The 11384-nt window shown below is 41.6% G+C and carries 11 protein-coding genes; 1 reads left to right on the top strand and 10 read right to left on the bottom strand.

The window, feature by feature from the left end; translation table 11 throughout:
- Nucleotides 1-69 precede the first annotated feature (69 nt).
- Genes ATS75_RS11275 through leuS form a run of 10 tightly spaced genes read right to left on the bottom strand, consistent with a single transcriptional unit; the run spans nucleotide 70 to nucleotide 10706 of the window.
- Nucleotides 70-1230, bottom strand: a complete 1161-nt coding sequence (locus ATS75_RS11275; RefSeq protein ID WP_058560557.1) for a serine hydrolase — start codon at nucleotides 1228-1230, stop codon at nucleotides 70-72.
- 45 nt (nucleotides 1231-1275) lie between these two features.
- Nucleotides 1276-2064 (bottom strand): septal ring lytic transglycosylase RlpA family protein, encoded by a 789-nt coding sequence (locus ATS75_RS11280; protein ID WP_058560558.1) that lies wholly within the window; start codon nucleotides 2062-2064, stop codon nucleotides 1276-1278.
- Nucleotides 2064-3170: a rod shape-determining protein RodA gene (gene rodA, locus ATS75_RS11285; RefSeq protein WP_152996218.1), complete on the bottom strand. Its 1107-nt coding sequence runs from the start codon at nucleotides 3168-3170 to the stop codon at nucleotides 2064-2066. The genes ATS75_RS11280 and rodA overlap by 1 nt, the downstream gene beginning before the upstream one ends.
- On the bottom strand, nucleotides 3167-5047 hold the full coding sequence (gene mrdA, locus ATS75_RS11290) for a penicillin-binding protein 2 (protein WP_058560560.1): 1881 nt from the start codon (nucleotides 5045-5047) through the stop codon (nucleotides 3167-3169). Before mrdA ends, rodA begins: the two co-directional genes overlap by 4 nt.
- Nucleotides 5048-5052: 5 nt before the next feature.
- Entirely contained in the window at nucleotides 5053-5523 is a 471-nt protein-coding gene (gene rlmH / locus ATS75_RS11295; RefSeq protein WP_058560561.1) for a 23S rRNA (pseudouridine(1915)-N(3))-methyltransferase RlmH, read from the bottom strand.
- A gap of 37 nt (nucleotides 5524-5560) precedes the next feature.
- Entirely contained in the window at nucleotides 5561-5878 is a 318-nt protein-coding gene (gene rsfS, locus ATS75_RS11300; RefSeq protein ID WP_058560562.1) for a ribosome silencing factor, read from the bottom strand.
- Between the two features lie 54 nt (nucleotides 5879-5932).
- Entirely contained in the window at nucleotides 5933-6568 is a 636-nt protein-coding gene (gene nadD, locus ATS75_RS11305; protein WP_058560563.1) for a nicotinate-nucleotide adenylyltransferase, read from the bottom strand.
- Nucleotides 6569-6584: 16 nt separating this feature from the next.
- Nucleotides 6585-7622, bottom strand: coding sequence for a DNA polymerase III subunit delta (gene holA / locus ATS75_RS11310; protein WP_058560564.1), 1038 nt, complete (start codon nucleotides 7620-7622; stop codon nucleotides 6585-6587).
- The gene (gene lptE, locus ATS75_RS11315; protein WP_058560565.1) at nucleotides 7622-8116 is read right to left on the bottom strand and encodes an LPS assembly lipoprotein LptE; all 495 of its coding nucleotides are present in this window, start codon (nucleotides 8114-8116) and stop codon (nucleotides 7622-7624) included. The genes holA and lptE overlap by 1 nt, the downstream gene beginning before the upstream one ends.
- A gap of 1 nt (nucleotide 8117) precedes the next feature.
- Complete coding sequence (leuS, locus tag ATS75_RS11320; RefSeq protein ID WP_058560566.1) at nucleotides 8118-10706, bottom strand: leucine--tRNA ligase; 2589 nt, start codon at nucleotides 10704-10706, stop codon at nucleotides 8118-8120.
- A 185-nt stretch (nucleotides 10707-10891) separates the two neighbouring features.
- Between leuS and ATS75_RS11325 the strand changes: the two genes are divergently transcribed.
- On the top strand, nucleotides 10892-11350 hold the full coding sequence (locus tag ATS75_RS11325; protein ID WP_058560567.1) for a zinc ribbon-containing protein: 459 nt from the start codon (nucleotides 10892-10894) through the stop codon (nucleotides 11348-11350).
- Nucleotides 11351-11384: the final 34 nt, after the last annotated feature.

The raw sequence follows: 11384 nt of genomic DNA on the forward strand, positions 1-11384 counted from the left end.
ATTCTAGCATTTTTCAGGCAAAAAAAAACGCCTTGCAGTGCAAGGCGCTTAGAATTATTAAATTGCAAATTACATAATCTGTAAACGTAAGTAATCATAGATTTTGCTAAAGAAACTACCTTCTTCAACTTCTTCAAGCGTTACAAGTGGATATTGTGCAATCTCTTCGCCTTCAAGTTGTAAAAATAAGGTGCCCACTTTCGTGCCTTTAGCAAGCGGTGCTTCTAATGTTTTGTCTAGCTCAAAGTTAGCTTTTAAATTTTTACGTTGGCCGCGAGGAATGGTAATAGGGGTATCTTCTAAAATACCGAGCGATACATTTTCTTTGTTACCCATCCAAATGCGTTGTTCAGCAAAACTATCACCGGCTTGATATGGTGTGATTGTTTCAAAAAATCGGAAGCCATAGTTAAGAAGCTTTTTACTTTCAACTTTACGGGCTCGTTCGCTTGAGGTACCCATGACGACAGCAATTAAGCGCATTTCATCTTTAGTCGCAGAGGTGACTAAGCTGTAGCCAGCTTCAGATGTGTGGCCTGTTTTGATACCGTCAACATTCAGGCTCTCGTCCCACAACAAGGAGTTACGGTTATATTGTTTGATGCCATTAAACGTAAATGATTTTTCTGCGTAAAAGGCATACTCTTCAGGTACGTCACGAATAAGCGCCGCGCCTAGCGTGGCCATATCACGAGGTGTTGTAAAGTGCTCGTCAGTATCTAAACCATGACTATTAATAAAGTGAGTGTTGCTCATACCTAATTTTTCAGAATGAGCATTCATAAGGTCGGCAAACGCACTTTCACTACCAGCAATATGTTCAGCCATCGCGACGCATGCATCATTACCTGATTGAATGATAATGCCACGGTTTAAATCTTCCACACTGACTTGTTTACCTACTTCGATAAACATTTTAGATGATTCAGGAAAGTTTTTAGCCCAGGCTTTTTCACTGATAGTGACCATATCAGTCGGCGCGATATTGCCCACTTTAATTTCTGTACCAATAACATAACTGGTCATCATTTTAGTTAAGCTTGCTGGCGCAAGGCGAGTATCAGCTTCACCTTCAGCAATCACTTTACCTGTCGTGAAATCTACCAGGAAATAACCTTTTGCATTAATTTGTGGAGGCGCAGGTATAATCTGGGCGGTTGCAGAGAAAACGGCAGCAGAACATACTAAGCCGCACACACTGTTGAGAATTTTGTATTTAAATGATTTCATCATGCTCATTAATGGTTAAAGTTTAAGGTTCGCGTAAATCTTATTCTAAAGTGCTTGTTCACTGTAAAGCAAGAACGCGTTTTGAAATTGATTTTGTTTTAGTTTTTCGAGTACTTGCTGAGCTTGCTCGGCGTCTTTTATTGGCCCAAGTCGCAATCGATACAGTGTATCACTTTCAACGATACTTGTGGGTAACTGATATTGCTGGCGTAAGCGAAAAGCAAGCGCTTCGATATTTTCTAATGTACTACCCGCAGCAACTTGTATATAGCTTGGGCGTGTTGGTGAATCTTCAAGAGTAATTGCTTCAAGCTTAACCTTAGCTGTACCGTGATTGTAGTATCCTAGCTTGTACGCAGCTGCATAGGATAAATCAATGATTCTATCATCGTGAAATGGCCCACGATCATTGACTCTCACAATCACTGATTTGCCATTTTCAGTGTTTGTTACCCGCACAAAACTTGGTAAAGGAAGCGTTTTGTGGGCTGCGGTCATAGCAAACATGTCATAGATTTCGCCGTTTGACGTGTGATAGCCATGAAATTTACGACCATACCAGGATGCAATGCCTTCCTCTGTATAACCGGTTTCATCAAGCATAGGGGTATAGTTTTTGCCAAGTACAGTATACGGACGTCCAGCACTGGCACTTTTAACGACTTGTGACACAACAGCATCTTGCATTTCGAGTGTTGTTGGCGCGCGCAGTGGGGCAGCATCATGTTTCATTTTATAACGACTACTATGATCTGTCTTACTTACTGAGCTACTGCAGCCACTTAGTATAAAAGTGATGACTGCTAAAATAATATACTTAGGTATCCACATCATTACTTTAAAAGCATCCTCTTATCTGTTGCAATCGACATGATTATACCAAATCCTGCCATTAAGGTTACCATGGAGGTACCTCCATAGCTAATCAGTGGTAAAGGCACACCTACAACAGGTAATAGGCCAGAAACCATACCGATATTAACAAAAACGTATACAAAAAAGGTGAGCGTTAATGCGCCAGCTAGTAATTTGCCAAATGCATCTTGCGCATTTACGGCGATAAATAATCCACGACCTATAATAAATAAGTACATACACAATAATAAACAAACGCCGAATAACCCAAACTCTTCGCTGAGCACCGAGAAAATAAAATCAGTATGACGCTCAGGCAAAAACTCTAATTGAGACTGTGTACCTTGCAGCCACCCTTTTCCTTCAATGCCACCAGAACCAATGGCGATTTTAGATTGGATGATATGATAGCCAGAGCCCAGAGGGTCGCTTTCAGGGTTGAATAAAGTAAGCACTCGTTGCTTTTGATAAGCGTGCATTCCGTAGTGCCAAAATGGCCAAGCAGATAACGCGACTAAGCCTGTTAGAAAGCCAATTAGGCGCCAACTAAGCCCAGATAAAAATAAGACAAAGATGCCGGAGCTTGCTATTAAAATAGACGTGCCGAGATCGGGTTGTTCTTTGATAAGTAAGGTAGGCAAAAGTACGATGGTAAAACCGACGACTAGGTGTAATGCTCTAGGTGGAAGGTGATTTCGGCCTATGTACCATGCAACCATCATTGGCACAGCCAGCTTCATTAGTTCTGATGGTTGAAAACGCGTAACGCCTAAATCAAGCCATCGCTGGGCACCTTTTGAGCTTACGCCAAATAATAAAACCCCAATAAGCATAAGTAATCCCAAACAGTACAAAGGGATGACAAGACGTTTTAAGGTTGCGGGGCTAAATTGTGCTAATACAAACATGGCAATTATCGCTGCGGCCATACGGGTACCATGGCGGATCATCATCGCTTCATTTTGGCCACTTGCACTGTATACAATAGCAAGGCTTGCGGCCATCATACACATTAACGAAAGGAGTAAAGGTAAGTCTAAGTGTAATTTATCCCAAATAGAGCGTTTATCATGTAGTTGCATTATTGTTTCGCACTCCTGGCAACCTGGATAGGATTAGCTGAAAAATAATAATCCATTAACTGTCGGGCAATAGGAGCGCCTACGGAACTTCCTCCTCCGGTATTTTCAACCACAACAGATACAACAATCTGGGGGTCTTCATACGGGGCAAAGCCAATATAAATTGCGTTATCGCGTTGGCGCTCTTTGAGAGATTCTGCATCATAGCGCTCACCTTGTGCAATGCTGACAACTTGTGCAGTACCTGTTTTACCCGCAGGGTCGTACGTTGCACCTAGGAATGCTTTATGAGCTGTGCCTGTTACTTTATGTACCGTATTGTGCATAGCATCTAAAGCAATACGCCAATGGTCTGCATTTTTTAATACAACAGGAGGTTTTTCTTCATTGTTTATTTGCGTTACTTCATCTTCTTTTTTAGCAACTTGCACTAAGTGTGGAGGGTAATTATGCCCTTTATTTACAAGAATATTCGTAGCGTTTGCGATCTGTATGGGAGTGGCTGTCCAATAACCTTGGCCAATACCAACTGAAATGGTATCTCCACGCCACCACGATTCACGAAAACGGCCTTCTTTCCATTCTTTAGACGGTAAAATAGCGCTCGTTTCTTCATGTATATCAATGCCTGTTAAATCACCAAAGCCAAATTGCGCCATAAAATTGCTGATTTTTGTGATACCCATTCGGTAAGCCGTATCATAGAAGTAGGTATCACAAGACTCTTCAATTGCTCTGTAAACATCTACATGACCATGGCCACTGCGTTTCCAGTCGCGCCATTTATGCTCTACATTAGGTATTTGAAAAAAGCCCGGATCCCAAATGGTGGTTTGCTCATTGACTATGCCTTCTTCGAGCGCAAGTATAGCTAAATGTGGTTTAACGGTTGATGCAGGAGCATACCGTCCTTGCGTTGCGCGATTTATTAATGGGCGGTCAGGGTTGAGCAACGCTTTATAATTTTTACTACTAATACCATGCACAAATAAATTTGGGTCGTAACTAGGGTTTGAATACAAAGCGAGTACACCGCCATCTTTAGCGTCCATCACTACAATCGCACCGCGCATATCTTTTAATGCATGTTGCGCTATTTGTTGTAAGCCAATATCCATAGTAAGCACTAAATCATGACCCGGCTCAGGTGGTGTCACACTCAGAGTGCGGATAACACGCCCACGGTTGTTAACTTCAACACGTTGTGAGCCTACTTGGCCGTGCAGTAATTGTTCATAATATTTTTCAATACCCAGCTTGCCGATGTCATGAGTGGCTCTGTAATTGGTCGCTTGACCAGCCATTTCAAGTTTAGCGAGTTCTTTTTTATTTAATTTTGCCACATAGCCGAGCGCATGTGTGAGGGTATCAGCATATGGGTAGTAGCGTGCGAGTCGGGCCTCGATGCTAAAGCCGGGAAATTTATGCTGGTTAACTGAAAATTTGGCGACTTCAGATTCATTTAAACGTGCTTTTAGTACTTGGCTTTTAAAACGACGGTTATGCTTGATGTCGTCAAGGAAATCGTTTTTTTGCTGTTCAGAAATCGTGATTAACTGACTAATCGCTGTTAATGAGTTGTCTAGGTTTTTAACGTCTTCGGGTATGACTTCAAGGTTATAAACAGGTTTGTTTTCAGCAAGGAGTACACCATTTCTGTCGTAGATTAAGCCTCTATTGGGTGCAATAGGAATCACTTTTATACGGTTGTCGTTTGAACGAGTTTGATAATCTTGGTGGTCATCAACTTGGATGGTGTACAAATTTGATAGTAAGATTGCCACTAAGATAGTAACAAAAATAAAACCCACAAACGCGCGACGAGCAAACAGATTAGCCTCTGCAGAGTGGTCTCGAATTGTGGGTCTTCTTTTTAGCATGCTGACTACTCGCGATGATAAGGATGGTTATTGTTTAAACTCCATCCTCGGTACAAGCTTTCAGCAACAATAATGCGCACTAATGGATGCGGTAGGGTCAAGTTAGATAATGACCACTTTTGCTCCGAGGCCGCAATACATTCAGGTGCAAGCCCTTCAGGACCCCCAATAAGCAAACTAACATCGCGGCCATCCAGTTGCCACTTTTCCATATTTTTTGCTAACTGATGTGTATCAAGCGCTTTGCCAGTGACTTCAAGTGTCACAATACGATTGCCTTTAGGTATAGCCGCCAGCGTTTTTTCGCCTTCAATATGCAAAATGCGCTTTATATCAGCATTTTTTCCACGTTTACCTGCGGGGATCTCAATCAGCTCTAATGCCATATCTTTTGGAAATCGGCGCTGATACTCTGAAAAGCCGGTTTCAACCCACGCTGGCATTTTTGTACCAACGGCAATCATTTGTATTTTCACGCGTTTCCTTCCAAACTCAGATTAAAATAAAGCGATGTTAGCTCCAAAGCTTTTCTAGGTCGTAATAGCTACGTGCTTGATCTTGCATAACATGTACGACTACATCACCTAAATCAACCAGTACCCATTCGCCTTCATTTTGACCTTCATAACCAAGAGGTTCTTCGCCTGCATGACGTGCTTCTTTGGCAACGTGATCAGCAATTGATTGCACGTGGCGTTTAGAATTACCAGAACAAACAAGCATGTAGTCAGTAATGTCGGAGTTGCCTCTTACATCAATCTGAACCACATCACGGGCTTTCATATCGTCAATTTTGTCTAGGGCAAAGGCGAGTAGTTGTTTCGAATCCAAAGTGTTATCTCATTTAAAAAGGGAATAGCTGTTATTTTATCACGCTGGTGATTATTATTCACCACTTAGATAAAGTTGCCGATCACCTATATAGTGACTCACTGCGGTAGGAAGAAGTTCCACACAGGATTGACCTTTTTTTAATTTTTGTCGAATGTTACTGGACGCAATATCCATCATTTGACCGGGTAAGAAGTACAGTCTACCTGCATGCTCTAAGCGTAGCGTTTTAGGTGATGTTGTCAGGGCTTTTTCTTTATACTCAATTAGCTGCGAGCTTAAATTAATATCTTGATTAGGACGCTTGAAGACCACAAGGTGGCAAAGTTGTGTAATTTTTTGCCATTCAAACCACTTATCCAACGTATTGAATGAATCGAGCCCAATTAAAAATAGAATGGGGTCGTTAGGGTGTTCCTTTCGTAGCTCTTGCAAACTCAATAGCGAATAAGAAGGCCCTTGGCGTTTTAATTCACGCAAGTCGAGTGAAAAATACGGATAAGGTTCAATAGCGGCCTGCAACATCGCAATGCGATCCTCGTTACTGATCCCTGGTATCGCTTTATGCGCTGGGATAGCACATGGCATAAACTGTAAATGATCAAGGGTTAAGTGTTCAACGCATTGCTTGGCCATATTGATGTGGCCTAAATGAATAGGATCGAATGTACCACCAAAAAGTGCAATCATCTTTTGTTCCTAATCGTTATGAAACAGGGTGAGCGGGGAGAGCAACCTCAACGGGTTGACAAAAAACGAGGCATATATGCGCTAGTGCTTGATAAGGTTTAATTAGCGTACCTTGCTTATAACTTGCGTCAAATTGTGCCAGCAAACTAATCAGATGCTCAAGTGTTTGTAAAGATAATCGGTTTAGGGCTTGATTAATGGGCCCTTGTTGGTTTTTCCAAATTGCTTTTTGTTTAAATAAACTGGTTAAATTCTCACCTTGCAATAGGCCTATTTGCAAGCTTAATAGTGTGTTTGCTTCTTTGTTTATAGCCCATAGAATAGTGACCGCCTCAGTATTATCACCTGCTAGCTTGGTTAAGATTTTAATTGCTTGGCGGCTGTTTCCATTTAAGAGCGCATCACTTAAATCGAAAATATCGAATTTAGCTTGGTTAAGTAAACCTTGTAGTACCAATTGTTGATCAATTAGCGCATTACCGTGAAGCAGTGATAGTTTTTCTAGCTCTTGATAACAAGCCAGTAAATTACCTTCTGTAGCGTCAATTAGCGTGCGTTTTGCATCATTTTGCATATTGATAGCTAAACGGTTGCACTGTTCATCGAGCCAACGTTGTAAATGATTGCCTGATAATGGGTAGCAAGGTACAAATACGCCGTGTTTGTCTAATGCTTTAAACCATGCACTGCGTTGGATATCTTGGCTTGCTTTAGCGCCAGTCAAAATCAACAGTGTGTCGGGGTTAGTAAGTTCAACCAGTTTTTTAAACGTTTGGCTGCCAACAGTGCCTGGCTTTTGACCATTGAGATCAAGCTCAATTAAAGTACGGGCACTAAATAAGGACATACTTTGATATTGAGCTATTAACTCTTGCCAATCAAAGCCTGGCATCAGTGTAAATTTTATGACTTCGTCAAAGCCTTGCTGCTTAGCTTTTAAGCGAATTTGTTGTGCACATTGGGCTATTTGAAAGGGTTCTTCGCCAAACACTAAATAAAATGGCTGGAGTGTTTTGTTTAATTCACTCGGTAATTGATTAGCATAACAGCGCATTACAGTTGCGATAACTCTCGTACTATACGACGACTCGCTTGCTTGCGTATTTCGTTAAGCAATAAATCAAGCTCTTTGGCTTTTGCCAAGGCGTTGTCTGGGTCATCTTGATAATTACGATAAAGCTCAAAACTTTGCTCGATTGGATCTTTTCCAGGTCGTTTTAGGGTATATGCAACACTATATGCGAGTTCGTATTCAGCTACTTGGCCATTTTTAAACAATGACAAAATCTGTCGCTCTAAACGATCTTTAGACAAATATAATTGAGCAACATTTTTTTCAGGTACCGATTGCAATTCAACTTTGCTTAAAGTGAGTTCTTTTTCAAGGATGGCAAAGAGAGCTGACTTTTCATCATCCCCATTAAGAGTCATGATCTTTAAGTCATCTGGTAAACTTGATGCTTTTTTTAACTGAAAACCACACCCAGTCAATAAAAAACAGACTAGCACACAGGCTAGTCCGTTTTTAGTGGCATTAAAAAATGCCATATTAGTTCGCTACCACGTTTAGTAGTTTACCCGGTACGTAAATCACCTTACGAATGGTGACGCCATCGGTAAACTTAGTCACGTTTGACTCTGCAAAAGCAAGTGTTTCAACTTGTTCTTTGGTTGCATCAGCAGGCACGGTTAATTTTGCACGTAGTTTACCGTTTACTTGCACGATGATAAGTTTCTCATCTTCAACAAGTGCAGACTCGTCAACTGTTGGCCAAGCGGCATCAAGAATGTCGCCTTCTTTACCAAGCTCTTGCCATAATTGATGTGACAAATGCGGAGTGATTGGAGCAAGCATAATTAACAGTGCTTCAAGTGCTTCATTAGCAATCGCCACATCTTGTTTATCGGCCAGAGGGGCTTTTAACAATTTGTTTGAAATTTCCATGATAGCGGCAATCGCGGTATTAAATGTTTGACGACGTTCAACATCATCAGTCACTTTAGCAATGGCTTTATGTAGCTCACGGCGAAGTACTTTTTGTGGATTGCTTAGCGCTGATTTATCAAGTGCTTGGTAACCTACTGTGTTTACATCAACCGCGTATTTCCACACACGTTTAATGAAACGATGCGCGCCTTCAACACCCGAATCAGACCATTCTAGCGTTTGCTCTGGCGGTGCGGTAAACATCATAAATAAGCGTACTGTATCTGCGCCATATTGCGCGATAACTTGCTGCGGGTCGATACCGTTATTTTTTGACTTTGACATTTTGCTCATGCCAGATGAGAACACCGGCTCGCCATCGTCTTTATGCCATGCTTTTGTTACACGGCCTTTGTCGTCTGTTTCGGTTTCAACGTCGCTTGGTGAAATCCAAATGTCGCCGCCTTTCTCATCTTTACGATAGAAAGTTTCAGCCAGTACCATACCTTGACAAAGCAGGCGGTCAAAAGGCTCGTCTGAGTTTACTAAACCAAAGTCACGCAATAATTTATGGAAAAAGCGCGAGTACAATAAGTGTAAAATAGCGTGCTCAATACCACCAATGTATTGGTTTACTGGTAGCCAGTAATTAGCTGCTGCAGGGTCTAACATGCCTTCATCATGGCGAGGGCTACAATAGCGCGCGTAGTACCAAGACGATTCCATAAAGGTGTCAAAGGTATCTGTTTCATGAAATGCAGGGACACCATTAACCGTGGTTTTAGCCCACTGAGGGTCAGCTTTGATTGGTGACGTTACACCATTCATTACCACGTCTTCAGGTAAGCGAACTGGTAGCATCTCTTTTGTTGCTGCAAGCTCCTTGCCGTCTTCATCACTTAACATTGGAATTGGTGAACCCCAATAACGTTGACGGCTCACACCCCAGTCACGTAAGCGGAAGTTTACTTTACGTTCACCTACGCCAAGTGTTTCAAGTTTGGTGGCAATTGCATTAAATGCATTTTCAAAATCAAGGCCATCAAATTCGCCAGAATTAATTAATACGCCTTTTTCAGTAAACGCTTCTTCTTTTAAATTAACGTCAAGTTCAGAGCCAGCAACAGGTGCAATAACTTGTTTTATATCTAGACCGTATGCAGTTGCGAACTCATAATCGCGCTGATCATGTGCAGGTACAGCCATAACTGCGCCAGAGCCGTAATGCATAAGTACAAAGTTAGCGACCCAGATAGGTACTTGCTCACCCGTTAGTGGGTGAGTTGCATAAAAACCTGTTGCAATGCCTTTCTTTTCCATAGTTGCCATGTCTGCTTCAGCAACTTTGGTGTTTTTACATTCTTCAACAAACATTGCCACAGCGTCGCTATTTTTAGCCGCTTCTTGAGCAATTGGGTGCGCACCTGCAACCGCAAGATAAGTGACACCCATGAAAGTATCAGGGCGAGTCGTGTATACGCTGAATTTTTCGTTGTTATCTGTGCGCGTGAACTCGATATCTAAACCTTCAGAGCGGCCAATCCAATTGCGCTGCATGGTTTTTACTTGTTCAGGCCAATCTTCTAGTTTGTCTAAGTCGTCAAGTAATTCTTGTGCGTAGTCGGTAATTTTAATAAACCACTGTGGGATTTCTTTTTGCTCAACTACAGCACCAGAGCGCCAACCGCGACCATCAATAACTTGCTCGTTTGCAAGTACTGTTTGGTCCACTGGATCCCAGTTAACCGTCGACATTTTTTTATACACTAAGCCTTTTTCGTAAAGCTTGGTGAAAAACCATTGTTCCCACTTGTAGTAATCTGGGTGGCACGTCGCGATTTCACGATCCCAATCATAACCAAACCCTAATTGTTTAAGTTGGGTACGCATGTAATCGATATTTTCGTAGGTCCATTTCGCAGGGGCTGTTTTATTTTTAATGGCTGCATTTTCTGCTGGTAGACCAAACGCATCCCAACCCATAGGTTGCATTACGTTTTTGCCTTGCAAGCGTTGGAAGCGAGAAACAACATCACCAATGGTGTAGTTACGCACATGACCCATGTGGAGTCGGCCGCTTGGGTATGGGAACATAGAAAGGCAATAATACTTTTCTTTACTCTCATCTTCAGTGGCTTTAAATACTTGGTTTTCTTCCCAATATGCTTGGACTTTTGACTCTATATCTTGTGGGTTATATTGCTCTTGCATCTATGATTCCAGACTTCTTGCAAACTAATAAAAAATTGCCGAATAGGATACCCCAAAAATAGGACTAATCACAGCGGCAAATAAGCGGATTTTATAAATTCATGACTTAATTAGTTTTCAGAGCAGGTTAACCTATACTTGTTTAAGGTAAACACTGATTTAACGTCGTTTTGAAGGAGTATATTATGGCTGATTATAAAGCATGGTTAACAGATTTAAGTGCCTGGTTAAAAGACGTAAAAGATCACGAGTTCAAAGAGGCAATAAACAAGTTTGTTGAATCTGAACAAGCGCTCAAAGCGTTAGGCCAAGAAAAGCTTACGTTATACCGTGAATACCTTAAACGTGACATTGAACACATTAAAGAAAACGACAATCACTATGACTCACTTGCGTGGCAAGAACTAAAAGAGTCCTTATGGTTTGAATTGTCACACATAGAAGATAAAACCCAGTTAGAATGGCACGCATTAAACCAAGATTTTAAGCATAATGGCGTTTATCACCAAGGTGAATGGATAGCCATGGGCACATTAGTATGTAAGAATTGCAGCCACAGCTATGATATTTATCATGCCACGCAAATTAGAGCTTGTTCGCAGTGCGACGGTATCTACTTTTCTCGTAAGGCATTACAACCATAAAATTGTAGGTAAGCTCCTTGCTCTGCCCATATTA

The sequence above is a fragment of the Pseudoalteromonas sp. H105 genome (assembly GCF_001469215.1).
Lineage (GTDB): Bacteria > Pseudomonadota > Gammaproteobacteria > Enterobacterales > Alteromonadaceae > Pseudoalteromonas.

What these genes read in the sequence shown, in the direction of transcription:
- ATS75_RS11275 (WP_058560557.1), bottom strand. Translation starts at nt 1,230, where the DNA reads ATGAAATCATTTAAATACAAAATTCTCAACAGTGTGTGCGGCTTAGTA.
- ATS75_RS11280 (WP_058560558.1), bottom strand. Translation starts at nt 2,064, where the DNA reads ATGATGTGGATACCTAAGTATATTATTTTAGCAGTCATCACTTTTATA.
- ATS75_RS11325 (WP_058560567.1), top strand. Translation starts at nt 10,892, where the DNA reads ATGGCTGATTATAAAGCATGGTTAACAGATTTAAGTGCCTGGTTAAAA.
- holA (WP_058560564.1), bottom strand. Translation starts at nt 7,622, where the DNA reads ATGCGCTGTTATGCTAATCAATTACCGAGTGAATTAAACAAAACACTC.
- mrdA (WP_058560560.1), bottom strand. Translation starts at nt 5,047, where the DNA reads ATGCTAAAAAGAAGACCCACAATTCGAGACCACTCTGCAGAGGCTAAT.
- lptE (WP_058560565.1), bottom strand. Translation starts at nt 8,116, where the DNA reads ATGGCATTTTTTAATGCCACTAAAAACGGACTAGCCTGTGTGCTAGTC.
- nadD (WP_058560563.1), bottom strand. Translation starts at nt 6,568, where the DNA reads ATGATTGCACTTTTTGGTGGTACATTCGATCCTATTCATTTAGGCCAC.
- leuS (WP_058560566.1), bottom strand. Translation starts at nt 10,706, where the DNA reads ATGCAAGAGCAATATAACCCACAAGATATAGAGTCAAAAGTCCAAGCA.